27 protein-coding genes are annotated in these 26476 nt (G+C 68.6%); 12 read left to right on the forward strand and 15 right to left on the reverse strand.

The genetic code is table 11. The features are described from left to right. Positions 1 to 8: 8 nt before the first annotated feature. From PWF70_RS08210 to PWF70_RS08225, 4 genes are all read right to left on the reverse strand, one after another. Positions 9 to 926, reverse strand: coding sequence for a universal stress protein (locus PWF70_RS08210; protein ID WP_279938748.1), 918 nt, complete (start codon positions 924 to 926; stop codon positions 9 to 11). Continuing rightward, entirely contained in the window at positions 916 to 2454 is a 1539-nt protein-coding gene (locus PWF70_RS08215; RefSeq protein ID WP_035750605.1) for an APC family permease, read from the reverse strand. The genes PWF70_RS08210 and PWF70_RS08215 overlap by 11 nt, the downstream gene beginning before the upstream one ends. Before the next feature lie 83 nt (positions 2455 to 2537). After that, complete coding sequence (locus PWF70_RS08220) at positions 2538 to 2948, reverse strand: hypothetical protein (RefSeq protein WP_035750608.1); 411 nt, start codon at positions 2946 to 2948, stop codon at positions 2538 to 2540. 70 nt (positions 2949 to 3018) lie between these two features. After that, positions 3019 to 4182: a cytochrome P450 gene (locus tag PWF70_RS08225; RefSeq protein WP_035750610.1), complete on the reverse strand. Its 1164-nt coding sequence runs from the start codon at positions 4180 to 4182 to the stop codon at positions 3019 to 3021. A gap of 173 nt (positions 4183 to 4355) precedes the next feature. On the opposite strand from PWF70_RS08225, the gene PWF70_RS08230 reads away from it, so the two are divergent. Beyond that, positions 4356 to 4964, forward strand: a complete 609-nt coding sequence (locus PWF70_RS08230; protein ID WP_035750612.1) for a TetR/AcrR family transcriptional regulator — start codon at positions 4356 to 4358, stop codon at positions 4962 to 4964. A 5-nt stretch (positions 4965 to 4969) separates the two neighbouring features. Here PWF70_RS08230 and PWF70_RS08235 read toward each other — a convergent pair whose 3' ends face one another. The 4 genes from PWF70_RS08235 to sdhC are packed head-to-tail and all read right to left on the reverse strand — an operon-like array spanning position 4970 to position 8399. After that, the gene (locus PWF70_RS08235; RefSeq protein WP_006359198.1) at positions 4970 to 5758 is read right to left on the reverse strand and encodes a succinate dehydrogenase iron-sulfur subunit; all 789 of its coding nucleotides are present in this window, start codon (positions 5756 to 5758) and stop codon (positions 4970 to 4972) included. Beyond that, positions 5758 to 7512, reverse strand: coding sequence for a succinate dehydrogenase flavoprotein subunit (gene sdhA, locus PWF70_RS08240; protein ID WP_006359199.1), 1755 nt, complete (start codon positions 7510 to 7512; stop codon positions 5758 to 5760). The genes PWF70_RS08235 and sdhA overlap by 1 nt, the downstream gene beginning before the upstream one ends. A 14-nt stretch (positions 7513 to 7526) precedes the next feature. After that, the gene (locus PWF70_RS08245; protein WP_005195959.1) at positions 7527 to 7982 is read right to left on the reverse strand and encodes a succinate dehydrogenase hydrophobic membrane anchor subunit; all 456 of its coding nucleotides are present in this window, start codon (positions 7980 to 7982) and stop codon (positions 7527 to 7529) included. Between the two features lie 12 nt (positions 7983 to 7994). Next, positions 7995 to 8399: a succinate dehydrogenase, cytochrome b556 subunit gene (gene sdhC, locus PWF70_RS08250; protein WP_006359200.1), complete on the reverse strand. Its 405-nt coding sequence runs from the start codon at positions 8397 to 8399 to the stop codon at positions 7995 to 7997. A 225-nt stretch (positions 8400 to 8624) separates the two neighbouring features. Here sdhC and PWF70_RS08255 point away from each other — a divergent pair, with 225 nt between their 5' ends. The 3 genes from PWF70_RS08255 to PWF70_RS08265 are packed head-to-tail and all read left to right on the forward strand — an operon-like array spanning position 8625 to position 11481. Then, on the forward strand, positions 8625 to 9029 hold the full coding sequence (locus PWF70_RS08255; protein ID WP_241549006.1) for a cytidine deaminase: 405 nt from the start codon (positions 8625 to 8627) through the stop codon (positions 9027 to 9029). Next, complete coding sequence (locus PWF70_RS08260) at positions 9026 to 10369, forward strand: thymidine phosphorylase (protein ID WP_006359202.1); 1344 nt, start codon at positions 9026 to 9028, stop codon at positions 10367 to 10369. Before PWF70_RS08255 ends, PWF70_RS08260 begins: the two co-directional genes overlap by 4 nt. Beyond that, on the forward strand, positions 10366 to 11481 hold the full coding sequence (locus PWF70_RS08265; RefSeq protein WP_241549005.1) for an adenosine deaminase: 1116 nt from the start codon (positions 10366 to 10368) through the stop codon (positions 11479 to 11481). The genes PWF70_RS08260 and PWF70_RS08265 overlap by 4 nt, the downstream gene beginning before the upstream one ends. On the opposite strand, the gene PWF70_RS08270 is transcribed toward PWF70_RS08265, so the two are convergent. From PWF70_RS08270 to PWF70_RS08280, 3 genes are all read right to left on the reverse strand, one after another. After that, on the reverse strand, positions 11478 to 12752 hold the full coding sequence (locus PWF70_RS08270) for a SatS C-terminal domain-containing protein (RefSeq protein WP_280088655.1): 1275 nt from the start codon (positions 12750 to 12752) through the stop codon (positions 11478 to 11480). The genes PWF70_RS08265 and PWF70_RS08270 overlap by 4 nt on opposite strands. Positions 12753 to 12830: 78 nt before the next feature. Then, positions 12831 to 13793 carry a C40 family peptidase gene (locus PWF70_RS08275; RefSeq protein WP_280088656.1) on the reverse strand — a complete coding sequence of 321 codons (963 nt, stop codon included), beginning with the start codon at positions 13791 to 13793 and terminating at the stop codon, positions 12831 to 12833. Beyond that, entirely contained in the window at positions 13793 to 14083 is a 291-nt protein-coding gene (locus PWF70_RS08280) for a type VII secretion target (RefSeq protein ID WP_155225164.1), read from the reverse strand. The genes PWF70_RS08275 and PWF70_RS08280 overlap by 1 nt, the downstream gene beginning before the upstream one ends. A gap of 188 nt (positions 14084 to 14271) precedes the next feature. Between PWF70_RS08280 and upp the strand changes: the two genes are divergently transcribed. Beyond that, complete coding sequence (upp, locus tag PWF70_RS08285) at positions 14272 to 14895, forward strand: uracil phosphoribosyltransferase (RefSeq protein ID WP_006359207.1); 624 nt, start codon at positions 14272 to 14274, stop codon at positions 14893 to 14895. Between the two features lie 30 nt (positions 14896 to 14925). On the opposite strand, the gene PWF70_RS08290 is transcribed toward upp, so the two are convergent. Then, entirely contained in the window at positions 14926 to 15600 is a 675-nt protein-coding gene (locus PWF70_RS08290) for a hypothetical protein (protein ID WP_280088657.1), read from the reverse strand. A 58-nt stretch (positions 15601 to 15658) separates the two neighbouring features. Beyond that, a complete protein-coding gene (locus tag PWF70_RS08295; RefSeq protein WP_006359209.1) occupies positions 15659 to 16462 on the reverse strand; it encodes a purine-nucleoside phosphorylase in 804 nt (267 codons plus the stop codon). Positions 16463 to 16561: 99 nt separating this feature from the next. On the opposite strand from PWF70_RS08295, the gene PWF70_RS08300 reads away from it, so the two are divergent. Together PWF70_RS08300 and PWF70_RS08305 are read left to right on the forward strand one after the other, a co-directional pair. Further along, the gene (locus PWF70_RS08300; protein ID WP_241549004.1) at positions 16562 to 17263 is read left to right on the forward strand and encodes an enoyl-CoA hydratase/isomerase family protein; all 702 of its coding nucleotides are present in this window, start codon (positions 16562 to 16564) and stop codon (positions 17261 to 17263) included. Next, positions 17260 to 18495, forward strand: coding sequence for an amidohydrolase (locus PWF70_RS08305; RefSeq protein ID WP_155225166.1), 1236 nt, complete (start codon positions 17260 to 17262; stop codon positions 18493 to 18495). The genes PWF70_RS08300 and PWF70_RS08305 overlap by 4 nt, the downstream gene beginning before the upstream one ends. 49 nt (positions 18496 to 18544) lie before the next feature. Here PWF70_RS08305 and PWF70_RS08310 read toward each other — a convergent pair whose 3' ends face one another. Continuing rightward, positions 18545 to 19027, reverse strand: a complete 483-nt coding sequence (locus PWF70_RS08310; RefSeq protein ID WP_006359212.1) for a gamma-glutamylcyclotransferase family protein — start codon at positions 19025 to 19027, stop codon at positions 18545 to 18547. A gap of 331 nt (positions 19028 to 19358) precedes the next feature. Here PWF70_RS08310 and PWF70_RS08315 point away from each other — a divergent pair, with 331 nt between their 5' ends. The 3 genes from PWF70_RS08315 (at position 19359) to PWF70_RS08325 (ending at position 22605) form a co-directional block, all read left to right on the forward strand. Beyond that, complete coding sequence (locus tag PWF70_RS08315; RefSeq protein ID WP_155225167.1) at positions 19359 to 20762, forward strand: NAD(P)H-quinone dehydrogenase; 1404 nt, start codon at positions 19359 to 19361, stop codon at positions 20760 to 20762. Positions 20763 to 20845: 83 nt separating this feature from the next. After that, entirely contained in the window at positions 20846 to 22171 is a 1326-nt protein-coding gene (locus tag PWF70_RS08320; protein ID WP_035750637.1) for a hypothetical protein, read from the forward strand. Beyond that, positions 22165 to 22605: a hypothetical protein gene (locus PWF70_RS08325; protein ID WP_035750639.1), complete on the forward strand. Its 441-nt coding sequence runs from the start codon at positions 22165 to 22167 to the stop codon at positions 22603 to 22605. Before PWF70_RS08320 ends, PWF70_RS08325 begins: the two co-directional genes overlap by 7 nt. Before the next feature lie 16 nt (positions 22606 to 22621). Here PWF70_RS08325 and glpK read toward each other — a convergent pair whose 3' ends face one another. Continuing rightward, positions 22622 to 24109 carry a glycerol kinase GlpK gene (glpK, locus tag PWF70_RS08330; protein ID WP_155225693.1) on the reverse strand — a complete coding sequence of 496 codons (1488 nt, stop codon included), beginning with the start codon at positions 24107 to 24109 and terminating at the stop codon, positions 22622 to 22624. Between the two features lie 75 nt (positions 24110 to 24184). On the opposite strand from glpK, the gene glpD reads away from it, so the two are divergent. Both glpD and PWF70_RS08340 read left to right on the forward strand, forming a co-directional pair. Next, positions 24185 to 25927, forward strand: a complete 1743-nt coding sequence (gene glpD / locus PWF70_RS08335) for a glycerol-3-phosphate dehydrogenase (RefSeq protein WP_006359217.1) — start codon at positions 24185 to 24187, stop codon at positions 25925 to 25927. Between the two features lie 116 nt (positions 25928 to 26043). Beyond that, the gene (locus PWF70_RS08340; protein WP_006359218.1) at positions 26044 to 26466 is read left to right on the forward strand and encodes a pyridoxamine 5'-phosphate oxidase family protein; all 423 of its coding nucleotides are present in this window, start codon (positions 26044 to 26046) and stop codon (positions 26464 to 26466) included. The last annotated feature ends 10 nt before the right edge of the window (positions 26467 to 26476 follow it).

The raw sequence follows: 26476 nt of genomic DNA on the forward strand, positions 1-26476 counted from the left end.
GCGACCGGTCAGCCGCTCTTGGGGACCACGATAACCGGTGCCGTCGTCCACCGGAGGATGCGAGAAGCGGTGCTGCCGAGGAAGACCCGGTTCGGCGATCCGAGGTGGCCGGAGCCGATGGCGACGATGTCGTTGGCGTCCCAGGGGAGATTGGCCAGCGCCTCGTCGAGCGTCGCACCGTCGGCGACGACGACGTCGACCTCGAGCTCGGAGTTCACCTCGGCGCGAGTCTTCTCGAGGAGTTCACGCGCGACGGTGATCTGCGCGGTTCGCACATCTCTCGACGAGTCGTCGTCGAAGGGGGATTCGAGGGAGACCAGCGACAGCAGCCGGAGGTCGAGCTTCGCGCGTTCGGCGAGTTTCTCGGCGAACGGGAGGGGATTGTCGGTGCCGGGTTTGACCGGGACGGCAACGGTCACCATGTCGAGGACCGCGTCGACCCGATCCGCATATCCGCGCGGCGCCAACGCGACCGGAACCGGCGAGGAGTGGACGAGTTCGTTGCTGATGGTGCCGAGCGTGTGCCGACTCAGCAGCCCGTCGCCCGTGCCGCCGACGACGATCATCCTGGCCCCGGTGGCGACCGCGCGGGAAGCGAGACCGTCGGCGAAGGACTCGTTGACCGTGACGACGGTGCGATAGGAGAAGCCCGGCGGGATCAGCGCGGCACCCTCGCGGAGCCAGTCGGCGGCCTGTGCCTCGATGCGCTGCTGGTACTGGGCGAGTCCGGGCTGGCCGTCGTAGGGCGTCGGGCGAACCACACACACGAGATCGATGGCCGCGCCGGTCACGCGCGCGAGCGCCACGGCCAGCACGACACCGTCGGCGCCCGAGGGGGTCGCGAGATATCCGACCGTGAGCCGGGGAGCGGTCGGGTCGTCGGGCGTCTCCGGGTCGGGTCGGGTCGCGGCGGTCTCAGTAGACATCGGGAACCTTCACCTCGGTGGTCGCGGTCAGTGTCTTGCCCCGGAAGAAGTCGCTGTTGTGGGCGAAACAGGCGAGCATCAGCGGGATTCCGAGAACCAGCATGCCCACGCCGAGGACGAAGACGCCACCGATCCCGCCGACCGAGGTGGCGCCGTAGTCCGGCGAGATCATGTCGATCGCCGAGCGGATGAAGGCCGCGGCCATGGCGAGGCCGCCGAGGAGCGGGAAGAGGCCGCGCAGGAGGAAGTTCCGTGCGGAGGCGAACAGGCTCGAGCGGAAGTACCAGACGCAGGCGAAGGCGGTGATCCCGTAGTAAAAGGCGACCGCGAGCCCGAGAGACGCGATGGAGTCGGCGAGGGTGTCCTGGCTGAGCAGTGAGAGGACCAGGTAGAAGGTGAGGGCGGCGGCACCCATGACGCCGGTACCGAAGGCGGGTGTCATGTAGCGCGGGTGGATCGAGGCGAACTTCTCGGGCAGTGCCTTGTAGACGGCCATCGAGAGGCTGCCGCGTGCGGTGGGCAGGATCGTGGACTGGGTCGAGGACAGCGCGGAGACGCAGACCGTCAACAGTAGTGCCGACGACATGACCGCGCCCGCTACCGGGTCTCCCAGGATCGTCAGGACGTCCTCGTCGTTCGCGTCGTTCCCGAGTCCGATCCCGGTGTCGCCGAACCCGGCGAACGACTGGACCGCGTAGGCGACCAGCACGTAGGTGGCGACCAGGATTACGCATGTGAGGAGGGCGGCTCGGCCGGGGGTCTTGTCGGGGTCCTTGGTCTCCTCGCTGATCGCCAGGCACGCATCCCAGCCCCAGTAGATGAAGATGCACAGGATGATCGCCGCGGCGATCTGCGACTGGTCGAGACCGCTGGGCCACAACCAGGACCACTCCGGGGTGACCGCCTGCTCGCCGGCCCGGCCGGTGCCGACCTTCACCAGCGCGATCACGCTCGCGATGATGAGCACGGCGAACTGGACGAACATCAGGATGGCCTGCATGCGTTCGCTGATGACGATGCCGCGGATGCTGATCCACGTCATCGCGATGATGAAGAAACTGCCGAGCAGGATCTTCGCGAGCAGGCTGTCGGCGAGGCCGTGGAGGCCGAGGAACTTGAACAGGTACAGCGCGGCGATCTCGGAGACGTTGGCGAGCACGATGATCGCCGACACGGCGAGGCCCCACCCGCCGATCCAGCCGACCCACGGACCGAAAGCCTTTGTGCCCCAAGTGAACGTCGTGCCGCAGTCCGGGGTGTCGCGGGACAGTTCGCGATAGGCGAAGGCGACGAGCAACATCGGGATGAAGGCGAGGACGAACATCGCCGGGGCCTTGTCGTGGACGCTGTCGACCACGTAGCCGAGGGTGGCGGCGAGGCTGTAAGCCGGTGCGACGGCGGACAAGCCGATGATGACGTTGCCCATCAGCCCGATCGAACCGAGTCGCAGGCCCTTGTTGCCGGGATCGCCCACGAGGCCGGCCTCGCCGCCGCCTCCGACCGCCTCGGTCTCGATGCGCTCCGCCATGCTGGTTCTCCGCTCACATGTTCACGACGAGAGACAGAGTACGATTCTGCTCCCGATTCCTCCCTGTAAGTACGAAACCCGGCTCAATTGCGCGCTCGGCACCTGCTCGTCGGTTCGTGTCCGCGGGCGGAGTCCTCGGCGACGAGTTCGGACTCAACCCAGATCTGACATCTGGAAAATCCTCCGCCGGACTGGAATAGCGCGTCGAGTGGTTCGCCCGGCGAATGTCTCGTGTACACCAGGGATGCCGACCACAACCTCGTGTGTCCGTCCTGGTGCGTGAGCGGGACGTGGGTCTGGGTGCGGAGACGGGCGGCTGCGTCGAACCATACGGCGGCGCCGTTGTGCTGCCGGTCCGAGGTCAGGGTGATCGTGATCCGTTGGGGCTCGGGGGCGGGGGCCGGTGCCGCCGTGGCGGGTGAGAACACCGCCAGACACAGGGCGGTGCCGGTCAGGAGGGTGAGGAGTAGGCGGAGGTACAGGATTCGGACCACGACGGCGCTCCGTTCGGCGGGGTGACTGGGTCCTTCTTGGACGCAGCCGGGTGCCGATCGGTTCCCCGGGTCATCGGACGAGTGTCAGTTCGCGGGTCGCGGTCTGCCGGAAATCCGTTGCGGCGCCGAGTAACCGGGCGATCGCCAGGCGGCCCTGCAGGCGGGCCAGGCCGGCTCCCACGCACAGGTGCAGTCCCTTGCCGAACGCCAGGTGCGAGCCGTGTCCGGACCGCGCGGTCGCACGGTCGAGGTCGATGGCCGGCGCGGCGTCGAAGTGCTCGGGATCTCGGTTGCCCACGCGCCACATGAGATAGATGTGCGAGCCGGCCGGGAGGTGGGCGTCACCCAGCGTGGTGTCGGCGACGACGTGCCGGAAGTGGCCCCGGAACGGGGATTCCAGGCGCAGGGCCTCCTCGACGAAGGCCGGGATGAGGTCGGGCGCGTGGCGCAACCGTGCGGCGACCTCGGGGTGTCGCGCCAGGATCCGGACCGCGTTGGTCAGGAGGCTGACAGTGGAGTCGGACCCCGCCGCGACGAGTTGCAGGAGAATCATCACCGCCGCCGGACGGTCCAGGTCGGCCCGGGCCACGGCCGACGCGATGTCGGCGAGGACCCCTCGTCCCGGCGTGCCCTCCCGTTCGTTCCGTAGCGCCGAGTCCAGCGCGTCGCCGAGATAGGCGGTGAGTTCGGCGACCGCGGTGGTCGCGGTGGTGAGTTGGCCGGGGGTGATCACACCGTCGATCAGCACGTTGGTAGCACCCGCCCAGTGGGCGAGATCGTCGATGTCCTCGTGGGGGAGACCGAGGAGCTCGGTGACCACGGTTATCGGGACGCGTTGTGCCACAGCGGTCGTCCAATCGATCGTGTCCTCGTCGAGGCCCTCGGACCAGGCGGTGTCCACGACCTCGGCGACGTAGGGTTCCAGTGCCCGGATGCGCGCGGGTGTCAGCGACGGCATGACCAGCGACCGATGGAGTCGGTGGCGCGGGCCGTCGGCGGTGGCCAGGACGTGCATCGCATCGCCGAGTCCGGCGACCGGGAACTCCGACACCGATCCGTCGTCGTGGCAGACCATCGTGGCGGTCAGGTTCGACGAGAAGTCCTCGGGTCGTCGCACCACATCGGCGATGAGATTCCAGGAGCCGACGGCGAAGAACGGGGAGTCGCCGATCTGCTGTACCGGGAACCCGGTGTGGAAGCGCGACAGGAAGGCGGGGTCGTCGAGTGCGAGCATGTCCCCAGCGTCGCCGACGGGCGCGGCCGGGACAACGGTTCCCTTCGAAGTCGATACGAACGGCTCGTGACGTCCGGCATCGATGTCTCATCGATGGACCCTGACCTGGGCTGAAACACACGCAAGGGGTTGCTTGTTGTCTCATGATGAGAAGCGACGACGAAGGGGCGTGGATGGCTGACTGGCTCGTGGGTGGCGATCGTGGCGACGCGGCACGGAGGAGGCTCGTCTCCCAGGCCGCGGCGCTGATCGCCTCCCGTGGACTCGACGCGTTCAGTGTCGACGAACTGGCCGTCCGAGCGCACTGCTCACGAGCGACGATCTACCGCCATGCGGGCGGCCGTGCCCAGCTGATCGAGGCGGTGCTGTCGACGACCGCCGCCCCGGTCCTGGAATCGATCCGCGAGGAGGCCGCCGGTACGACAGGGGAGGAGCGCGCACGGATCGCGATCACCGCGGCGGTCGGCGCCCTGCGTGCAGACCGGGTGATCCGCCAGTTCCTCCGGCCGGGAAGTCTGATCGCGACGACACCGACCGTGCTCGCCTCACCGACCGTGCTGGCCGTCGCCGCGGAACTCATCGGCATCGACCCCGACGACGCCGTCGCCGCGCGGTTCGCGATCCGGTCGGTCCTGACGATGTTGCTCTGGCCGGCGGCTCCCGAGGAAGAAGCGGCGCTGGTGGACTCGATCATCGCGGGGATCTTCCAGGGCGAGGCGTCGACGAACAACGGCCCGCACCGAGATCGGTGCGGGCCGTTGCCGGGCTGCAGAGAAAGCTGAATCGATTAGCGCGAGAACATGAGTGCGCGCTTGACCTCCGAGATCGCCTGCGTGACCTGGATGCCGCGGGGGCATGCGTCGGTGCAGTTGAAGGTCGTGCGGCAGCGCCACACGCCGTCGACGTCGTTGAGGATGTCGAGACGCTCGACGGCGCCCTCGTCACGGCTGTCGAAGATGAAGCGGTGCGCGTTGACGATCGCGGCCGGGCCGAAGTAGGAACCCTCGGTCCAGAACACCGGGCAGCTCGTGGTGCAGCAGGCACAGAGGATGCACTTGGTGGTGTCGTCGAAGCGGGCGCGGTCGCTCTGGCTCTGGATGCGCTCGCGGGTCGGCTCGTTGCCCGTGGTCATCAGGAACGGCTTGATGGCGCGGTAGGCGTCGAAGAACGGCTCCATGTCGACCACGAGATCCTTCTCCACCGGCAAGCCGCGGATCGGCTCGATGGTGATGGTGATCTCCTTGGACTTGTCCTTGGGGAGCATGTCCTTCATGAGGAGCTTGCAGGCGAGACGGTTGACGCCGTTGATGCGCATGGCGTCCGAGCCGCACACGCCGTGCGCGCAGCTGCGGCGGAAGGTCAGGGTGCCGTCGAGGTAGCCCTTCACGTACAGCAGCAGGTTGAGCAGGCGGTCCGTCGGGAGCGCCGGGACGCGGAAGCTCTCCCAGCCCTGGGCATCCGGATTCTCCGGGTTGAACCGGGCGATCTTGAGCGTCACCATGGTGGCCTCTTCGGGCACCGGGGGTAGCGGCGGCTCGTCGGAGGACGGTGCGGGCTTGTCCAGAACAGATGTCATCAGTACTTACGCTCCATCGGCTCGTAACGGGTTTCGACCACTGGCTTGTAGTCCAACTCGATGTCCGCGAGAAGGTCGGTGCCCTTCTTGTACGCCATGGTGTGACGCTTGTAGTTCACGTCGTCGCGATCCGGGTAGTCCTCGCGGGCGTGTCCGCCGCGCGACTCCTTGCGGTTGAGGGCGCCCACCACGGTGACCTCGGCCATCTCGAGCAGGAAGCCCAGCTCGATCGCCTCGAGGAGGTCGCTGTTGAAACGCTTGCCCTTGTCGTGGACGCGGATGTGCGCGTAACGCTCCTTGAAGCGGTGGATGTCGGTCAGTGCCTGCTTGAGGGTCTCCTCGGTGCGGAACACCGACGCGTTGTTGTCCATCGACGCCTGCAGCTCGGTGCGGATGTCGGCGACACGCTCGTGGCCGTGATCCGACAGGAGCAGGTCGAGCCAGCTGTCGACCATCTCGGTCGGCTGCTCGGGCAGCTCGGCGAACTCGGCGTTGTTGGCGTACTCGGCGGCGGCGATGCCGGCGCGGCGTCCGAAGACGTTGATGTCGAGCAGCGAGTTGGTGCCGAGGCGGTTGGCGCCGTGCACCGACACGCAGGCACACTCACCGGCGGCGTACAGGCCGTGGACGACCTCGTCGTTGTTGCGCAACACCTGACCGTTGATGTTGGTCGGGATGCCGCCCATGACGTAGTGGCAGGTCGGGAACACCGGCACGTACTCGGTGACCGGGTCGACGCCGAGGTAGGTGCGGGCGAACTCGGTGATGTCCGGGAGCTTCTCGTTGAGGACGTCCTCGCCGAGGTGCGTCACGTCGATGTAGACGTAGTCCTTGTTCGGTCCGGCGCCACGGCCCTCGAGCACCTCGAGAACCATCGAGCGGGCGACGATGTCGCGGGGCGCGAGGTCCTTGATGGTGGGGGCGTAGCGCTCCATGAAACGCTCGCCGTCGGCGTTGCGCAGGATGCCGCCCTCACCGCGGACGGCCTCCGAGATGAGGATGCCGAGGCCGGCCAGGCCGGTCGGATGGAACTGGTGGAACTCCATGTCCTCGAGCGGCAGGCCCTTGCGGAAGATGATGCCCATGCCGTCACCGGTCAGCGTGTGCGCGTTCGACGTCGTCTTGTACATGCGGCCCGAGCCGCCGGTCGCGAAGACGATCGACTTGGCGTGGAAGACGTGGATCTCACCGGTGGCCAGCTCATAGGCGACGACACCGGTCGCGACCTGCTCGCCGTCCTCGTTCTCGGTGAGGCAGATGTCGAGTGCGTAGAACTCGTTGAAGAACTCGACGTCGTGCTTGACGCAGTTCTGGTACAGCGTCTGCAGGATCATGTGACCGGTGCGGTCGGCGGCGTAGCAGGCACGACGCACGGGCGACTTGCCGTGGTCGCGGGTGTGCCCGCCGAAGCGACGCTGGTCGATCTTGCCCTCGGGCGTCCGGTTGAACGGGAGACCCATCTTCTCCAGATCGAGCACCGCGTCGATGGCCTCCTTGGCCATGATCTCGACGGCGTCCTGATCGGCGAGGTAGTCACCACCCTTGACGGTGTCGAAGGTGTGCCACTCCCAGTTGTCCTCCTCGACGTTGGCCAGCGCGGCGCACATGCCGCCCTGAGCCGCGCCGGTGTGGCTACGGGTGGGGTAGAGCTTGGTCAGAACCGCGGTGCGGGCACGCGGTGCGGCTTCGATCGCCGCGCGCATCCCGGCGCCGCCGGCGCCCACGATGACGACGTCGTAGCGGTGTTCCTGCATGTTCTTGGTCTCCTTTAGCCGACGCTGTTGACGTCGAAGGTGAGGATCGCGTAGGTGCCCAGCACCAGGGTCAGGATCATCGACACGGCCAGCAGCACGTTGAGCCAGAATCGGGTCGAGTCCTTGCGCGAGTAGTCGGCGATGACGGTGCGGACACCGTTGCCGCCGTGCAGCTGGGCCAGCCACAGCATGGTCAGATCCCAGATCTGCCAGCCGGGTGAACTCCAGCGAGCGGCGACGAACGAGGCGTCGATGCGGTGCACGCCGCCGTCCCAGGCCAGCATGATGAACATGTGGCCGATGGTCAGGAAGACGAGGATCAGGCCGGAGAAGCGCATGAACATCCATGCGTTCTTCTCGAAGTTGCCGCCCTTGGGCTTGCGGGGCGAACGGGGATTGTCCAGGCTCGCCGGACGGTCGTGTTCCTTGCCGAGGGTCTTGGCGACACCGGTGGCTTCCGAGGTGGTCATCTCTGGTGTCTCCTACAGGTGGCTGAACAGGATCTGCAGCAGGCGGATCGCGCCGGCACCGAACACGACGACGAACAGGGTCAGGGCGACCCACAGCATCTGCCGCTGGTACTTGGGACCCTTGGACCAGAAGTCCACCAGGATCAGGCGCACGCCGTTGAAGGCGTGGAACAGGACACACGCGACCAGCGCGATCTCCATGAGACCGATGATCGGGGTCTTGTAGGTTTCGATGATCTGGTCGTACTGGTTGGGATCGACGCGGATGACCGCGGTGTCCAACACGTGTACGAACAAGAAGAAGAAGATGGTGACGCCCGTGATGCGGTGCAGAACCCAGGACCACATGCCCGGGTCGCCGCGATACAGGGAACGTCGACGCACCGGGTCAGGTGCGACTTCGGTCGAGGTGCTCATCGGAAAAGTGGCCTCCAACATCGTCGATGGACGCGTCGAATCGGCATGCTCCGACTCGACCATGGACCCATGACAAGAGACTCTAAACCCATGCCCATTCCGGTGATAAATTGCCCGAACCGATTTGAGGCACAAGACATTACGACTTAGGTTTGCCTTACCCAAGCTTTTGCGCCGATGAACTGCGCATGTCCGGTTGGTTACACCATTTGCCAGGAGGTGGGCGTGAGTACCGAAATCCAGTGGAATGTCCTGCGACACAGAGCAACTGAGATGCTGTCCCATGCCTACGCCCCGTACTCGCACTACCCCGTGGGGGCCGCGGGAGTCACCTCCGACGGGCGTGTCGTCGCAGGTTGCAATGTGGAAAATGTCTCATACGGTCTGGGGATCTGCGCCGAGGTCTCGCTGGTCGCACAGTTGATCTCACAAGGTGACAAGTCCCTGCGTGCGGTGACCGTCACCGACGCCTCCGGCAAGGTCCTGATGCCGTGCGGGCGGTGCCGGCAGGTGCTCCTCGAACACGGCGGCCGTGACCTCCTCGTCGATCACCCCGCCGGTCCGCGTCTCCTCTCCGACCTGCTGCCCGACGCCTTCGGGCCCGACGACATCGCCCAGGTCGTGTCGTGACGTCGGAGATCGAGACCGCCGACGAGGTGATCCACGCCGTCTCGGTCATCGCGACCAAGCGTGGGGGCGGCGAACTCAGCGACGCGCAGATCGCGTGGATGGTCGACGGCTACACCCGCGGCGAGGTCGCCCCGGAGCAGATGTCGTCGTTGTTGATGGCCGTCTATCTACGCGGGATGAACCGCCGGGAGATCGCGACCTGGACCCGGGCCATGATCGACAGCGGACGTCGGATGGACCTGACGGGCCTGCGTCGCGACGGTCGTCGGCTGATCACGGTCGACAAACACTCCACGGGCGGCGTCGGCGACAAGATCACGTTGCCCCTGACGCCGCTCGTAGCCTCGTTCGGCGTCGCGGTGCCGCAGCTGTCCGGTCGGGGTCTGGGCCACACCGGCGGCACCCTCGACAAGCTGGAATCGATCCCGGGCTGGCGGGCCGAGTTGAGCACCGAGGAGATGTTCACCCAGCTCGAACGCGTCGGCGCGGTCATCTGCGCCGCCGGCGCCGACCTCGCTCCCGCCGACCGCAAGCTCTACGCGCTGCGTGACGTCACCGGGACGGTCGAGTCCATCCCGCTGCTCGCCACCTCGATCATGAGCAAGAAGATCGCCGAGGGCACCGGCGCGCTGGTCCTCGATGTGAAGACCGGATCGGGCGCTTTCCTGCCCGACGAGTCCGATGCCCGCGAACTGGCGTCGACGATGGTCGAACTCGGACACGACGCCGGGGTCGACACCCGGGCGCTGATCACCGACATGAGCGTTCCGCTGGGCCTGACCGTCGGCAACGCCGTCGAGGTCGCCGAATCGATCGAGGTGCTCGCCGGCGGCGGACCCGCCGACGTCGTCGAGCTGACCCTGGCACTCGCTCGCGAGATGCTCGACGCCGCAGGCCTTCCCGACGCCGATCCCGCCGAGCATCTGGCCAACGGCCGGGCGATGGACGCCTGGCGGTCGATGATCTCCGCGCAGGGTGGCGACCCGGATGCCCCGCTCCCGGTTGCCCGGCATCAGGATGTGTTCACCGCCGCCCGCGACGGCGTCGTGACCGGCATGGACGCGCGTGCGGTGGGGGACGCGGCCTGGCGACTGGGCGGTGGACGGTCCAAGCCCGGTGAATCGGTCTCGGCGGAGGCGGGTGTCATGATCCACGCCAAACCGGGCGACCGTGTCCGCGCCGGCCAACCGCTGTTCACCTTGCACACGCAGGATGAGGACCGGATCGCGGGCGCGCGCTCGAGTCTCGGTGGTGCGGTGCGGATCGAGGACACCGATGGCGACACGAGCGGCGTCGGCGACCGGCCACTGATCATCGATTCGGTTAGGTTCACAAGATGACGACGCTGGATCCGGCGCATCTCACCCTCGCGCCCAAGGTGCTCCTGCACGACCACCTCGACGGCGGGCTGCGGCCGGCGACCGTCCTGGAACTCGCGCACGACGTCGGCTACGACGGACTGCCGGTCGACGACGCGGTCGGGCTGGGCCGCTGGTTCCGCGAGGCCGCCGACAGCGGGTCCCTCGAGCGATATCTGGAGACCTTCACCCACACCGTCGCCGTCATGCAGACCGTCGACGCTCTCGAGCGGGTGGCGCGTGAGTGCGTGGAGGACCTCGCCGACGACAACGTCGTCTACGCCGAGGTCCGCTACGCACCCGAACAGCATCTCGAGGCCGGGCTCACCCTCGACGAGGTGGTCGAGGCGGTGCTGCGCGGATTCGCCGACGGTGAGCGGATCGCCGCCGACCGCGGGAAGACGATCATCGTCCGCTGTCTGGTCACCGCGATGCGGCACGCGGCCCGCTCGCGGGAGATCGCCGAACTCGCGGTGCGCTACCGCGATCGCGGCGTCGTCGGCTTCGACATCGCCGGCGCCGAGGCCGGTCACCCGCCGACCCGTCATCTCGACGCCTTCGAGTACATGCGCGCCAACTCCGCGCCGTTCACCATCCACGCGGGCGAGGCATTCGGCCTGCCGTCGATCCACGAGGCCATCGGCTTCTGCGGCACCGACCGTCTCGGCCACGGAGTGCGCGTCTTCGACGACGTCGAACTCCCCGACGGCGTCGACCTCGCAGCGCACTCCTTCACCGGGGCGAAGCTCGGTCTGATCGCGAACATCGTGCGCGACAAGCGGATTCCGCTCGAGCTGTGCCCGAGTTCGAATGTGCAGACCGGGGCGGTCAGCTCGCTCGCCGAGCACCCGTTCAACGTGCTGGCCCGACTCCGGTTCCGGGTCACCGTCAACACCGACAACCGGCTCATGGGCGACACCACGATGAGCAAGGAGTTCGGCCTGCTCGCCGACCAGTTCGGTTACGGCTGGGCCGATTTCGAACGCTTCACGGTCAACGCCATGAAGTCGGCGTTCATCCACTTCGACGAACGGCTCGCGGTGATCGACGACGTGATCAAGCCGGGTTACGCGGTACTGCTCGGCTCGGGCTAGCCCTTCTTGACGAGCCGGGTCTCGAAGTCGTGTTCGAGCGCGCGCCAGGCCTCGGCCTCGTTGTCGAACGGTCCGCTCGGGGCCATCCGCTTCGGGTCGGGGTTGACGGTGTAGTCGACGAACCAGCCGAGGGGAGTCGACGTGCCCAGTGCCTCGTTGACGGTGTCGTCGCCGGCGTAGTCGGCTGCGTCGGTGAACAGTTCGACGGCGAGGTCGAGCTGATCGCGGTCCATGCGGCGGGGTCCGTCGGCGATGTCCTCGGCGAGTCCGGGCAGCACGTAGACGTTGTCGTCGATGACGTCGAATTCGAGTGAGCCGTTGGTGGCCTCGGTCCGGATGTCCTCGAACGTCGTCAGCTCGGCCAGATCGTGGGCGTTGTCGTCGGCGAGGAAACGTGAGAGCGACCGCGCCGAGGTGAACACGAAGATCTTGCCCTTGGCGCCCAGGAACACCGGGTCGTCGCCGAGGTAGCAGCGCAGCGTCAGGTACTCGTTGCCGCTCGTGACGATCTTGATCGGGTCGATGCCGACCGACGCCCAGAAATCGTCGTCGTCGTAATCGTCATCGTCATCGTCATCTTCGTCGTCGTCCTCGTCTTCGTCGACGGTGTCGTCCGCGGTCTCGACGATCTCGATGTCGTCGTCGTCCGGTTCGTCTTCGTCTTCGGCGGAGGCGGCGGCCTCGAGTTCGGCCTCGGCGGTCTCGACTGCCTTGGCGTCGACCTTCGGCGTGGTGATGACCTCGTCGATGGCGTCGAGGACGTCGTCCCAGTGCTTGGCGATGAGACGGCCGATGCGGACCCAGAGGTCGGTGCCCTCGCGGCCCTCGAAGTTGCGGGTACCGGTGGTGACCGCACCCAGGATCGGGTTGCCGTTGAAGAACTTCGTGATCGCGGTCAGTTCGCAGACCTCACCCAGGATGCGCACGATCTCGAGCGCGTCCTCGAGTTCGGCGATGACCTCGGGGGTCGGATCCTCGGCGGCCAGCTCGGGCACGCCCACCAGGTCGTAGGTGTGGCGCTCGTCCGGGATCAACTCCTCGGCCTGCACGCCGACGATGGTCGGCCACGCCGGATGCTCGACGAGGTCGTTGTCGTCATTGGTGCGGACGAAGGCCGCGAGCTCGGCGACGCCGGGCAGGACGTAGAGATCCTCGTCGAGACCGAGGAACGCCTCCCACTCGTCGTCACCCTCTCGCCAGCGGGGTGCCCACAGGGTGAAGCTGTTTCCGTCGGTGAGTCCGAGCTCAATCGGGACGATGTCTCCGGCCATGGGGACACAGCCTAGCGATTGATCGCCGTGGATCCAGTAGTGCCCCCACAGAGGCCGAACGGTTTTCGTGCCGAGTCGTCATCGGGGCCGGAAGAATCCTTCGAAGGTCTGGTCGAGATTCGTGGTCCGAACCGGTGAGACGCCGACCGGATCGCCGGCCTCGATCATCTGATCGTTGCCGATGTACATGGCCACGTGCCCGGACCACACGGCGAGATCGCCGGGCTGTAGTTGGGCCTGTGACACGCGGATTCCGGCGGTGTCCTGATCCTGGGCCAGGCGGGGGAGATCGAGACCGGCCTGCCGATATGCCCATCTGGTGAAACCGCTGCAGTCGAAACCGGCGGGCGTCGTCCCGCCCCAGAGATAAGGAACACCCCGCTGGCTCAGTGCCGCGCGCACTGCCTTCGCCGCCCGCTCGTTCGGCGCGTACGCCACCGAACCGTCGGGGAGCGTGATCGGCACGCCTCCGGACACCGGCGACACCGACAGTCGCTCAGCGGTGGCCGGGCCGCGGGTGGTCGTGACCGATGCGGGTGCGATCCGCCGGCCGAGGGCCTCCATCGCATCGGTGTCGGAGCGGAGGTCGGCACGTGTGCGAGCGACGATCTCGAGACCACGGCCGAGATGCCCGGCCGCCACCGGCAGCATCGTCAGCAGCCCGGCCGGGGTGAACAGCTCGCTCCCGAAGGCGCGAGCCCGACGTTCGAGGGAGTCCACCAGGCCGAGGAGTCGGGTCGACGCCGACTGCACCTTTCCGCCGGCGCTCTCGACGAGGCGGGCGAAGTCGTCGGCGTCGTCGGTCAGCATGCCCATGCTCTGCTGAACTCGTCCCGTGGCGTCGACGGCCGCCGCGGCGCCGGAGCCCTCCCAGTGCGTGCGCACCGCTTCGGTGGCGGCGGTCGATCCACGGCGTGCGGCGTCGACAGCATCCGCTGCGGCACGGATCGTCTCCGCCGGATTGCCCGGCGCGAGGACGCCGGTGCCCAGCGCGGCGACGAGCTGTCGTAGGGGTTCGGCGAACATCGCGGCGTCGAGCATCAGAGGGTGAACCCCCGGTCGGCGGCCGCGCAGTCGCAGGCGAGGTAGGTCTCGTCGGCGCGGCGGGTGGCCGACGCGACCTGTTGCTGCCGCGCCGCCGTCGTCTCGAGGTTGCTCCGGTGGACCCGCAGGAACTCGACCACCGCGGCGAGGAACTCCGCGCCGATGATCCCGAACGTGATCGCGAGGTCGACCAGAGCCGCCTCGTCGGTGCGGGCCTGATCGCCGACCAGCACGCTCCCGGCGCGGTGCGTCGACGAGAATTCCTGCAGCGCCGGTGATTTCGTCATCAGGACGGTTTCCCGGGCATTCCCGGGAGGGGGGAGGACGGCGGATGGGGCCGTGGATCGCGGGCTCATGGGTTTCTGACGCGGCGGGCGCCGGTTCGGTTCCATCGGGTGCGATCGAACCTCGTCGGCGGCGTTGCGCGATACCTCAATGCGCACGTGGGTGAGGCACAGGAAATAGTCTGGTCGGCATGGAACGCCTGATCGTCGACCATCCTCTCGCCGCCGCTCGTCTGACGACGATGCGAGACGAGACCACCGACAACGCCGGATTCCGTGCGGCACTCTCGGATCTCACCCAGATGCTGATCTACGAGGCTCTGGCGGCCGCGCCCCGTGCCGACCTCGAGATCAAGACGCCACTGGTCCCGCACACCGGATCACGGCTGGCGAAGCCGCCGCTGCTGGTCCCGGTCCTGCGTGCGGGCCTCGGGATGGTCGAGCAGGCGCATGCGATGGTGCCCGAGTCCCGGGTCGGTTTCGTGGGCATCGCCCGCGACGAGGAGACCGCCCAGCCGGTGCCGTATCTCGAGTCCCTGCCCGAGGACCTCTCCGGGCTGCCCGTCTTCGTCCTCGACCCGATGCTCGCGACCGGCGGGTCGATGCTGCACACGATCGAACTGCTCGTCGCGCGCAACGCCACCGACATCACCGCGGTCTGCGTCGTCGCGGCACCCCAGGGTGTGGAGTTGCTCGAGAAGTCGGGCCATCCGTGCCGTCTCGTCGTGGCCGCGATCGACGAGGGCCTCGACGACGTCAACTACATCGTGCCGGGACTCGGCGACGCCGGCGACCGTCAGTTCGGCCCGCGCTGACGGAGATCCGGGCCGGCCGGTCGTGATCGGTCAGCCGAGTGACGACCAGTAGGCGAGCATCGGTTCGTTCGCCAGAACCGAACCGCCCTCCACGATGGTGAGACTCGCCGGGGACACGAGGTAGCGGACGGCTCCGTTGCGTGCCTCGAAGGTGTTGCCGACACGGGTCGGGAACTGCAGCTCGATGCCACCCTCGGGTGCCTGCCCCTTGTAGTACCAGCGACCCGTCTGGTTGCCGACCTGGCAGATGACCACGCGCGACCGGGAAGTCTGACCGATCGCGACCGCCGGGTCGTCGGCGGCGTTGCAGCGCGGGCCGGTCACGAATCCCTGCCAATCGGCGCCCGCCACGGGCGGGGCGGGACGGTTCGTCGGCGGCGACGGCGTGGTTGTGATGGTGGTCTGGGTCGTCGGCGGGGACTGGGTGACCGTGCTCGTGACCGTCGGGAGCTCCGAGGTCGTGGAACTCGCGGCGACCTCGTCGGACGATTCCTCGTCGGCAGGTATCAGCAGGAATGCGGCCAGCACGCCCGCGACCACCAGCAGGATGCCGGCGCCGATGGCCACGAGGACCGCGGGTGATGTCCACGGCGGTGGGGGCGGCGGACCCTGCGGATGGCCACCCGGCCCGTAGGCGCCCGGGTGCCCGCCGGGCGGGTAACCGCCGGGCGGGTAACCGCCGGAACCGTCGGGTGGGTAGGTCATGGTGCTCCTCGAGTTCTGTCGGGACTCGTCGGGGAAGGAATCGCCGCCGGGATCGGTTCTACAGCTCGCCGATGATCTGGGCGAGCAGTTCGCCCATACGCGTCGCCGATGTACGCCCGACCTCGAGTACCTCGGCGTGACTGAGGTGTTCACCGGTCATCCCGGCGGCCAGGTTGGTCACCAGCGAGACCCCGAGGACCTCGAGTCCCGCGGCCCGGGCGGCGATGGTCTCGTGCACCGTGGACATGCCGACCAGGTCGGCGCCCAGCGTGCGCAGCATGCGGATCTCGGCGGGGGTCTCGTAATGCGGTCCGGGCAGGCCGGCGTAAACACCCTCGGCGAGCGCCGGGTCCACGCGGCGGGCGATCCCGCGCAGCCGCGGGGAGTAGGCGTCCACGAGGTCGACGAACTGCGCGCCGACCAGCGGGGAACGCGCGGTCAGGTTGAGATGGTCGGAGAGGAGCACCGGCTGACCCACCGACATGTCCTCGCGCAGACCACCGGCGGCGTTGGTGAGCACGACCGTGTGGACGCCGGCGGCCGCCGCGGTACGCACCGGATGCACGACCCGCGCGAGGTCGTGACCCTCGTAGGCGTGAATCCGGCCGAGCATCAACAGGACTCGGCGGTCACCGACCCGCACGGAATGGATCACGCCACCGTGGCCGGCAGCCTTGGGCGGGGTGAAGCCGGGGATCGAGGACATCGGCAGCGAACGGATCGGTGCACCGAACGCGTCGGCCGCCGGGGCCCACCCGGAACCGAGGATCACGGCCACATCGTGTGCGGCGGCGTCGGTCTCGGCGGCGATGGTGGCGGCCGCGACGATGGCCGCGGCGTCGGCGTCGGCAGTGGGATCCATGCGCCAACCCTAGACGGTGATCCCGACGCCGGTGCGGCACTGCGGCGTCGTGCGAGCGCCGTGCGCGGAGTGGACTCCGCGGAGCGATAAGGTCAGTTCATGCCATATCTCAACGAGGTCGGGGAGGTCGTCGAACTCCATCTCGGGGCCAAGGGCGCCGAGCTCGACGAGCCGAACCCCGAGAACCGCTTCCGTCTGGAATGGCTCGACGAGGTGGAACGGTTGCTCGCTGAGGTGAGCGCCGACCCGAAGCGTCCGCTGGTGCTGACCGCGACCGGCAAGTTCTTCACCAACGGGCTCGACACCGACCACATCTTCGCCGCGCCGGATCAGCTGCCCGCATACCTCGACCGGGTGCACGCGCTGTACGCCACGATCCTCACCCTCCCGGTGCCGACGGTCGCGGCCGTCAACGGGCACGCCTTCGGCGCCGGCGCCATGCTCGCCCTCTGCGCCGACCACCTGGTGATGCGCACCGAGCGCGGCTTCTGGTCGCTGCCCGAGGCGGCCCTGAACATGCCGTTCACCCGCGGCATGTCGACGCTCCTGCGCACGCGACTCACCGACCGGACCGCGACCGAGGCGATGTACACCAGCCGCCGCTACGGTGCCGCCGATGCGGTCGCCGCCGGCATCGTCGACGAGGCGGTGGAGGCGGATCGACTGACCGCCCGCGCCGCCGAGATCGCCACAGCCCGTGCCGCGACGGTGGGTCCCAACCTCGCGCTGATCAAGCGGGGACTCCGCGGACCGCTGCTCGCCGACCTCGCCGTCCCGACTCCCGCCGGGGTCCTGTCGTGACCGGTGCGCAGGCGGGCAGCCTGCCCGACGCGTCGAAGATCATCGACGCATGGCTGGCCGCGCACGGTCCTCGGTTGATCGCCTGGCGGCGCGACCTCCACGCCCACCCCGAACTGTCCCGGCAAGAGGTGCGCACCACCGAACTGGTGATGGCCGAGCTGTCGGCCGCGGGGCTCGACCCGCGTCGGCTCCCGCTGGGTACCGGCGTCGTCTGCGACCTCGGGCCGGCCGGCGAACCGCGGATCGGCCTGCGCGCCGACATGGACGCGCTGCCCGTCACCGAACACACCGGCCTCCCGTTCACCTCGACGGTCGAGGGTGCGTCCCACTCCTGCGGACACGACGCCCACACGGCGGTCCTGATCGGCGTGGCCAAGCTCCTGGCCTCGGCCGGACCGCTCCCGGTGGGGGTCAGGCTGATCTTCCAGGCGGCCGAGGAGGTCATGCCCGGCGGTGCGCTCGACGCCATCGAGGCCGGAGTGACCAGCGGGCTCGGACGCATCTTCGCGCTGCACTGCGATCCGCGTCTGCCCGTCGGCACCGTCGGCCTGCGGTCGGGTCCGCTGACCTCGGCGGCCGACCACATCGACCTGCAACTCCACTCCGCGGGCGGCCACACGTCCCGCCCGCACCTGACCGGCGACCTGATCTACGCGATGGGCACCGTGATCACCGGGCTGCCCGGGGTTCTGTCGCGGCGCGTCGACCCGCGCTCGGGAACCGTGATGGTGTGGGGTGCGGCCAACGCCGGCAGCGCCGCCAACGCCATCCCGCAGGAAGGCAGGATGCGCGGCACGGTACGCACCGGCGACCACGACACCTGGGCCGCGCTCGAACCGCTGGTCCGCAGCGTCGTCGGCGAACTCCTGGCGCCGCTCGGCGTGCGCTACGACCTCTCCTACTTCCGGGGTGTGCCGCCCGTGGTCAACGACGAGATCGCCGTGGGCATGCTGGAACGCGCGGTCGCCGCGATCGGCCCCGACGCCGTCGCCGCCACCCCGCAGTCACCCGGCGGCGAGGACTTCTCCTGGTACCTCGAGCAGGTGCCGGGCGCGATGGCCCGGCTCGGCGTGTGGGACGGTTTCGGCCCGCAGGTCGATCTGCACGCACCGAACTTCGACCTCGACGAACGTGCCCTGGCGATCGGTGTCCGCACCCTCGCGGGCGTCGTCCTCAACGCGCGCAGCGCCGCCGGCGAACCGCCGGAGCTCACGCCGCCGTTCGCGCCCTAGGCCTCAGGGTTCGACGGGCCCTGGCCTCAGGATTCGACGGGCCCTGGCCTCAGGATTCGACGGGCCCCGGCCCGGGGCCGACGTTGCGCGACTCGCGCAACCGCAGGTCCTGCACGTAGTCGGCGGGGGCACCGGCGATCTCCGCCGCCTCGGCCATGACACCGAGGTAGCGGGCCGAGGGGAGACCGCCCTCGTAGGCGTCGAGCACGTAGAGCCAGGCCAGCACGGGGCCGTCGGCGGTGTCGACGCGGGCGCGGATCTTGCGGTGGATGCCGAGTTCGGAGCCCTCCCAGCGGTCGAGCAGCTCCTCGTCCTCGGTGGTCACGTCGTACAGGACGACGAAGACACGGGCGTCGGGGTCATCACGATCCTCGGTGACCGTCGCCAGGGATCCCTCCCAGCCGATGTCGCCGCCACCGAAGGTCAGACGCCACCCGCGAAGCCATCCGGTACCCGACATCGGCGAGTGTGGCGCACGTTCCGCCATCTGCTCGGGATGCATGTTGCTTCCGTAGGCTGCGTAAATCGGCACGGATGGAGCCTAGTGGGTCGGGGGCGACTCCGGAAGGCGACAGGCAGGGGCGAAGGAGTGGCGTACGACGCATGCGGGGCCACCACCTGAGTGTTGCGGAACGATCCGGACTAGGTTGGTACATGGCGCGACACCATGCGACGGTCCGCCACACCAGAGCGACGCACCACCCCGCGGGGCTCGACCCAGTCGGATCTGCCGTCGGACACCATTCGGTCGGACGCCCGCCGGTCCGGCGCCAGCCAGTTCGCCCATTCGACAACACCACATCGGGCGCGCGGTGCCCCACGAGGGCAGCCGCGGCGAGACCGGTGAAGGACAGGAGTGCACAGTGACCAGGATCGTCATCATCGGCGGTGGCCCAGCGGGATATGAGGCGGCGCTCGCCGCGGCCGCGTACGGAGCCGACATCACGGTGATCGATTCCGACGGCATCGGTGGCGCCTGTGTGCTGTGGGACTGCGTGCCCTCCAAGACCTTCATCGCCTCCACCGGCATCCGCACCGAGGTCCGTCGCGCCGTCGATCTCGGCATCAACATCAAGGCCGACGACACCCTGATCACGCTTCCGCAGATCCATCAGCGTGTGCGCGACCTCGCCTTCGCCCAGTCCGCCGACATCAAGTCACGACTCGTCAGCGAGGGCGTCAAGCTGGTCTCCGGTACCGCCGTGCTCGACGAGACGCAGGTCGGCGTCTCGACCCACAGCGTCTTCGCGACCCTCGCCGACGGCAGCACCCAACGCTTCGACGGCGACGTCGTCCTGATCGCGACCGGTGCGTCGCCGCGCATCCTGCCCGACGCCCAGCCCGACGGTGAACGCATCCTCACCTGGCGTCAGCTCTACGACCTCGAGGAGCTGCCCGAGCATCTCGTCGTCATCGGTTCGGGTGTCACCGGCGCCGAGTTCGTCCACGCCTACACCGAACTCGGGGTGAAGGTGACGCTGGTGTCGAGCCGCGACCGCGTGCTCCCGCACGAGGACGAGGACGCCGCCCTGGTGCTCGAGGACGCCCTCGCCGAACGGGGCGTCGAACTCGTCAAGCATGCCCGCGCCGACAAGGTCGTCCGCGACGGCGACACCGTCACCGCGCATCTCGCCGACGGGTCCACCGTCACCGGCAGCCACGTGCTGATGACCGTCGGCTCGATCCCCAACACCGCGAACCTCGAACTCGGGCGGGCCGGTGTCGAGGTCGACAAGGGCGGCTACATCCAGGTGGACCGGGTGTCGCGGACCTCGGTGCCCGGCATCTACGCCGCCGGCGACTGCACCGGCCTGCTACCGCTCGCCTCGGTGGCCGCCATGCAGGGCCGCATCGCGGTCTACCACGCACTGGGCGAGGGCGTCAGCCCCATCAAGTTGAAAACCGTTGCGTCGGCGATCTTCACGCGTCCAGAGATCGCCACCGTCGGGGTGTCGCAGAAGGCCATCGACGCCGGCGAGTACCCCGCCCGCACCGTGATGCTGCCGTTGGCGACCAACGCGCGCGCCAAGATGAGCGGCCTGCGCCGCGGCTTCGTGAAGATCTTCTGCCGCCCCGCCACCGGCGTGGTCATCGGTGGTGTCGCGGTGGCCCCCAACGCCTCCGAGCTCATCCTCCCGCTCGCCCTCGCGGTGCAGAACAAACTGACGGTCGGCGATCTCGCACAGACCTTCTCGGTGTACCCGTCGCTGTCCGGGTCGATCACCGAGGCGGCGCGTCAGCTCGTCCGTCACGACGATCTGGACTGACAACCGGCGAGCCCCCTCGATCACGGTAGGGTCGTCGAGAATCCGCCCGGAACCGGGCACACCGCGACGTGGGGGGAGATGTCGTGACAGGACCGTTCGCCCAGAACAACCGGGGCGTGTCGAACGCCCCGTCCTTCGGCGGCGGACGCACCGACTGGGCCGGGATGGGCATCGACGAGATCATCGACACCCTCCGCACCATGGAGCCCGGACAGGCGGCCGGTGACGTCGAGACGATCCTCAAGGCGATCGACGCGGTACGCCGTGCGTCGGAGCGGATGGCGGCGATGTTCGGTGACGACCTGCGCGGCCTCGCCTCCGACACCGCCCTCGAGGCGGGGAAGTTGTTGTCCGACGCCATGCAGCGCAGCCTGGAGACGGCAACCGTCGTCGGCGAGGCACTGAGCAGCGCGGTCGGGATCGTCGGTGCGACACGGGGGCAGGAAGGACGGCTGCGCGAACTGCAGCAGCACCTCCGCGACAATCCCGAGGACGCGCCGACGGTGCGGTTCGAGGCGGACCGGACCATGTCGGGTACGTATTCGTCACCGATGCAACGGGTCCAGCACTCGCTTCCCGAGCCCACCGGACCGGACGACATGGTTCGCGGAGTGGGTGGCATGTCGGCAGCCGGAGTCGGCTCGGGTTCGGGTTCCGAGGCACCCCGGGGGCAGGCCGCGAACACCGTCGACGCCGGGGACTTCGGCCGTTCTGGTGGCGGCGCGATCCCAGTCGCGACCACCGGGGCGGCTCCGGGCCCGGCGGGCGGCGGACCCACCCCGGTGACTCCGGTGTCCTCGTCCTCGTCGTCGTCGGGATCGTCCGGCCGCGGGGGTGCCGACGACCCCGACGGTCTTCTCCGCGGCGGCCGGGGCACCCCGGGAAGCGGCACGCACGGTCTCGCCGACTCCGGACGATCGGGAACCGGGAACGAATCCCGTTCCGGGGGAGCAGGTTCCGGGTCGGGATTAGGACCAGTGCCGAGCCCGGTCGTCGGACCACTCCCGCTGTCGACGTCGGCGCCGGGTGTTGCGACGCCCACGGCGTCGACGCCGCCCGCCGCGAGCGCTGCCGCACCGCGTGCCGGGATCACACCACCGGTGGGTCCCGCCGGCGCGCCGCCGACAGGCCGCCGACCCGGGGCCGAGAACGACGACCAGCACAAAGCCGCACCCTATCTGCACAATCGTGAGCACGGCGCGGAGATCGTCGGCGATCTGCCGCTCGTCGGGCCGCCGGTCATCGGCGACTGGATTCCCCGCCCGGCCTCGCCCCTGTCCGAGACCCCGGCTTTCCGGCCGACGCCGGGGGAGGTGCTCACCCCGCCGGATCGTTCGCCGGGGACTCCCGACACGCGCGCCGACGGCGGTGACGAACCGTCGTCGAACACACGGGGCCGGACATGCTGAACCGGGTCGACCGGCTGCCCGGAGGCGTCGCCCGGCTCGCCTCTGCCGTACCCGACGAGGACATCATCCGGTGTCTGCACCTCCTCGTCGCCACGGTGATGGACGTGACGGGGGCGTCGACCCCCGAGATCCGCGACGTGATCAGGCAGTGGCGCCAGCAGGGAAGTGCCGACCCGGCGGGTGTGGCCGCACTGAGAGTGGTTGCCGCGCAACACGACTTCGACGCGTTCGCGCATCAGCGTCGCGGTGACGTCGACGCACAGCTGGACAGCTTCCGGCGGGCCCGGGCCCTCGACTGCATCCTCGCCGCGATGTCGGTGTCGACAACGGCCGAGGCTCCGCGCACGGCACTGCGGGAGGCCGCCTACGAAGCTGCCGCTGCCCTCGGTGGCAGCGCGGGCGTCGTCGGTGTTCTCGCCGACTTCATCGTCTGAACCACGGTCGCCCGAGTCACGCCAGACCGAAGCTGTGCTCGACGGCCCGGTTCCATTCGCCGTACAGGCGGCCTCGTTCCTCCTCGGCCATCGTGGGCTTCCAGCGCTTGTCCTCGGCCCAGTTGGCGCGGATGTCGTCCTCGCTCTCCCAGAACCCCACAGCCAGACCGGCGGCGTAGGCCGCACCCAGCGCGGTGGTCTCGTTGACCACGGGACGCACGACGGGGACGTCGAGGATGTCTGCCTGGAACTGCATGAGCAGTTCGTTGACCACCATCCCGCCGTCGACCTTGAGCGTGGACAGCTCCATGCCGGCGTCGGCCTGCATGGCCTCGATGACCTCGCGGGTCTGGAAAGCACTGGCCTCCAGTGCCGCCCGCGCCAGGTGGCCCTTGTTGACGAAGCGGGTCAGGCCGACGATCACGCCGCGGGCATCCGAGCGCCAGCGCGGCGCGAACAGACCGGAGAAGGCGGGTACGAAGTACGCGCCGCCGTTGTCGTCGACCTCCGCGGCCAGCTTCTCGACATCCGATGCCGCGGAAAAGAGGCCGAGATTGTCCCGAAGCCACTGGATGAGCGACCCGGTCACCGCGATCGACCCCTCGAGCGCGTAGCGCGCCGGCTGGTCGCCGATGCGGTAGCAGACCGTCGTCAGCAGGCCGTGCTCGCTGAAGACCGGTTCGGTGCCGGTGTTGAGCAGCAGGAAGTTCCCGGTCCCGTAGGTGTTCTTGGCCTCGCCGGGTGACAGGCACGCCTGACCGAAGGTGGCGGCCTGCTGGTCGCCGAGGATGCCGGTCAGCGGGACGTCGGGGAGGGGGCCGTTCCCGCGCAGCGAGCCGAATTCGCCGGACGAGCTGCGGATCTCCGGCAGCAGGGACATCGGGATGCCCATCTCCTTGCAGATCTCCTCATCCCAGCTCAACGTCCGCAGGTCCATGAGCATGGTGCGTGAGGCGTTGGTGACGTCGGTGACGTGCTGCCCGCCGTCGACACCACCGGTCATGTTCCACGCGATCCAGGAATCCATTGTGCCGAAGCACAATTCACCCGCCTCGGCACGGTTGCGCAGACCGTCGACGTTGTCGAGCAGCCAGCGGACCTTGGGTCCGGCGAAGTAGGTGGACAGCGGCAGGCCGGTGCGTTCGCGGTAACGGTCGACGCCGACGTCGCCGGCGAGCTCCGTGCACACGTCACCGGTGCGGGTGTCCTGCCAGACGATCGCGTTGTGGACCGGCTTCCCGGACTCACGGTCCCAGATCACCGTGGTCTCGCGCTGATTGGTGATGCCGCAGGCGACGATGTCCTTGGCGGTCAGCTCGGCGGAGGCCAGCGCGGCGGCACCCACGCGGCGCGTGTTGCGCCAGATCTCGGCGGCGTCGTGTTCGACCCAGCCGGCCCGCGGGAAGATCTGTTCGTGTTCGAGTTGCTCGACGCCGACGACGCGTCCCTGGTGGTCGAAGATCATCGCCCGGGTGGAGGTGGTGCCCTGGTCGATCGCCGCCACGTATTTGCCTGAACTGCCCACGCCGTCAGTGTCGCACGCTGTGGTGCGGGCCGAGATCAATTAGGCTCGGCGAACATGAACACCGAGTTCAACCCGGACCGGCCGGCGGACATGGGCCCGCTCTACCGAGCCGAAGCGTGGCGGCGGCTCGGTGAGGAACAGTTCGACGTCGTCGTGATCGGCGGCGGGGTGGTCGGCGTGGGTGCCGCACTCGACGCCGCCACGCGCGGTCTGCGGGTGGCCCTGGTCGAGGCGCGTGACATCGCCTCGGGGACGTCGAGCCGGTCGTCGAAGATGTTCCACGGCGGTCTGCGCTACCTGGAACAGCTCGAATTCGGGCTCGTCCGTGAGGCACTCAAGGAGCGCGAACTCTCGCTACGGCTGCTGGCCCCGCACCTGGTGAAACCCCTCCCGTTCCTCTACCCGCTGACGCAGCGGGTCTGGGAGCGGCCGTATGTCGCGGCGGGGATCTTCCTCTACGACCGCATGGGCGGCGCGAAATCGGTCCCCGGGCAGAAACATGTGACCCGCTCGGGTGCCCTGCGCGTGGCTCCGGCGCTCAAGCGCAGCTCGCTCATCGGCGGAATCCGTTACTACGACACGGTTGTCGACGACGCGCGGCACAGCCTCACGGTGGCCCGCACCGCGGCGAACTACGGCGCGGTCATCCGCACTTCGACACAGGTGATCGGTTTCCTGCGCGAATCCGACCGCGTCCTCGGAGTCCGTGTGCGCGACACCGAGAACGGCGACGTCACCGAGGTGCGCGCCCACTGCGTCATCAACGCCGCCGGGGTCTGGACCGACGAGGTGCAGGCATTGTCCAAGCAGCGCGGCCACTTCAAGGTGCGCGCGTCGAAGGGCGTGCACATCGTGGTGCCGCGCGACCGGATCGTCAGCGAGACCGCGATCATCCTCCGCACCGCCAACTCGGTGCTGTTCGTCATCCCATGGGAGACGCATTGGATCATCGGCACCACCGACACCGATTGGAACCTCGACCTCGCGCACCCGGCCGCCACCCGGGCGGACATCGACTACATCCTGGAACGCGTCAACGAGGTGCTGGTCACCAAGCTGAACCACGACGACATCGAGGGCGTCTACGCCGGTTTGCGACCGCTGCTGGCGGGCGAGGACGACGAGACGTCGAAGCTCTCGCGTGAGCATGCCGTCGCCACCGTGGCACCGGGTCTGGTGTCGATCGCGGGTGGCAAGTACACCACCTACCGGGTCATGGCCGCCGACGCCGTCGACGCGTGCAACGACTTCATTCCCACCCGGGTGGCGCCGTCGATCACCGAGCGGGTGCCGCTGCTCGGTGCGGACGGATACTTCGCGCTGATCAACCAGTGCGAACATCTCGGGGAGCGATACGGCCTGCACCCGTACCGGGTTCGGCGACTGCTCAACCGCTACGGCTCGCTGATCGACGACGTGCTCTACTACGCGCAGGAGGACAGGTCGCTGCTCGCACCGCTGGCCGCCGCGCCGCAGTATCTGCGCGTCGAAGTGGTGTACGCAGCGGTCGCCGAGGCCGCGCTCCATCTCGAGGACGTGCTGGCCCGGCGCACCCGGATCGCGATCGAGTACTCGCACCGCGGCGTCGACTGCGCCGGCGAGGTCGCCGATCTGCTCGCACCCCTTCTCGGGTGGACCACCGAGAAGCGCGACTTCGAGGTGGCCAACTACATCGCGCGCGTCGAGGCCGAGGTGGCGTCGCAACAGCAACCCGACGACGATTCCGCCGACGCACTGCGGGCGGCCGCGCCCGAGGCGCGTTCGGAGATTCTCGAGCCGGTACCCGTCCCGGAGTGAGATCGCCGGTTTCGCCGGTTCGGTGACATTGTGTTCCGGATGAGTGGGCCGTTGGCCTCTGTTCGGTCCGACGTCCCCGAGGCAGGATCGAGGGTGGGGGAGAGAAGGGACTGGTCATGACAGAGACTCCGGTTCAGGTCCTCGGCCCGCAAGAGGCATGGGAACTACTCGGCTCCGCCGAGCTGGGTCGTATCGCGTTGAGCGTCAACGGTTCACCCGACATCTTCCCCGTCAACTACCACGCCGCGGACGGCAAGATCACGCTGCGCACCGGTGAGGGGACGAAACTCTCCGAAGTCGTCGTGAACAACCGCGTGGCGTTCGAGACCGACGCCCACACCGACACCGGCGGCTGGAGCGTCGTCGCCAAGGGAACGGCACGCGTTTTGACGTCGTTCGGCGACATCGAGGCGGCCGACAAGCTGCCCCTGCGCCCGTGGATCGCGACGGTGAAATACAACTACGTGGAGATCGCCGTCGAGGAGATCACCGCGCGCCGCTTCGAGTTCGGGCCCGAACCCGAGCGCTATCCCGTCTGAGCTCCGCAAA

Origin of the sequence: Gordonia sp. Swx-4, assembly GCF_030316175.1 — a bacterium.
Taxonomy (GTDB): domain Bacteria; phylum Actinomycetota; class Actinomycetes; order Mycobacteriales; family Mycobacteriaceae; genus Gordonia; species Gordonia alkanivorans.

Excerpts from the sequence above, each read along its gene's own strand:
- PWF70_RS08210 (WP_279938748.1), bottom strand. The coding sequence starts at position 926 with ATGTCTACTGAGACCGCCGCGACCCGACCCGACCCGGAGACGCCCGAC.
- PWF70_RS08215 (WP_035750605.1), bottom strand. The coding sequence starts at position 2,454 with ATGGCGGAGCGCATCGAGACCGAGGCGGTCGGAGGCGGCGGCGAGGCC.
- PWF70_RS08225 (WP_035750610.1), bottom strand. The coding sequence starts at position 4,182 with ATGCTCGCACTCGACGACCCCGCCTTCCTGTCGCGCTTCCACACCGGG.
- PWF70_RS08230 (WP_035750612.1), top strand. The coding sequence starts at position 4,356 with ATGGCTGACTGGCTCGTGGGTGGCGATCGTGGCGACGCGGCACGGAGG.
- PWF70_RS08235 (WP_006359198.1), bottom strand. The coding sequence starts at position 5,758 with ATGACATCTGTTCTGGACAAGCCCGCACCGTCCTCCGACGAGCCGCCG.
- sdhA (WP_006359199.1), bottom strand. The coding sequence starts at position 7,512 with ATGCAGGAACACCGCTACGACGTCGTCATCGTGGGCGCCGGCGGCGCC.
- PWF70_RS08245 (WP_005195959.1), bottom strand. The coding sequence starts at position 7,982 with ATGACCACCTCGGAAGCCACCGGTGTCGCCAAGACCCTCGGCAAGGAA.
- sdhC (WP_006359200.1), bottom strand. The coding sequence starts at position 8,399 with ATGAGCACCTCGACCGAAGTCGCACCTGACCCGGTGCGTCGACGTTCC.
- PWF70_RS08265 (WP_241549005.1), top strand. The coding sequence starts at position 10,366 with ATGACGACGCTGGATCCGGCGCATCTCACCCTCGCGCCCAAGGTGCTC.
- PWF70_RS08270 (WP_280088655.1), bottom strand. The coding sequence starts at position 12,752 with ATGGCCGGAGACATCGTCCCGATTGAGCTCGGACTCACCGACGGAAAC.
- PWF70_RS08275 (WP_280088656.1), bottom strand. The coding sequence starts at position 13,793 with ATGCTCGACGCCGCGATGTTCGCCGAACCCCTACGACAGCTCGTCGCC.
- PWF70_RS08280 (WP_155225164.1), bottom strand. The coding sequence starts at position 14,083 with ATGACGAAATCACCGGCGCTGCAGGAATTCTCGTCGACGCACCGCGCC.
- upp (WP_006359207.1), top strand. The coding sequence starts at position 14,272 with ATGGAACGCCTGATCGTCGACCATCCTCTCGCCGCCGCTCGTCTGACG.
- PWF70_RS08290 (WP_280088657.1), bottom strand. The coding sequence starts at position 15,600 with ATGACCTACCCACCCGACGGTTCCGGCGGTTACCCGCCCGGCGGTTAC.
- PWF70_RS08295 (WP_006359209.1), bottom strand. The coding sequence starts at position 16,462 with ATGGATCCCACTGCCGACGCCGACGCCGCGGCCATCGTCGCGGCCGCC.
- PWF70_RS08300 (WP_241549004.1), top strand. The coding sequence starts at position 16,562 with ATGCCATATCTCAACGAGGTCGGGGAGGTCGTCGAACTCCATCTCGGG.
- PWF70_RS08325 (WP_035750639.1), top strand. The coding sequence starts at position 22,165 with ATGCTGAACCGGGTCGACCGGCTGCCCGGAGGCGTCGCCCGGCTCGCC.
- glpD (WP_006359217.1), top strand. The coding sequence starts at position 24,185 with ATGAACACCGAGTTCAACCCGGACCGGCCGGCGGACATGGGCCCGCTC.
- PWF70_RS08340 (WP_006359218.1), top strand. The coding sequence starts at position 26,044 with ATGACAGAGACTCCGGTTCAGGTCCTCGGCCCGCAAGAGGCATGGGAA.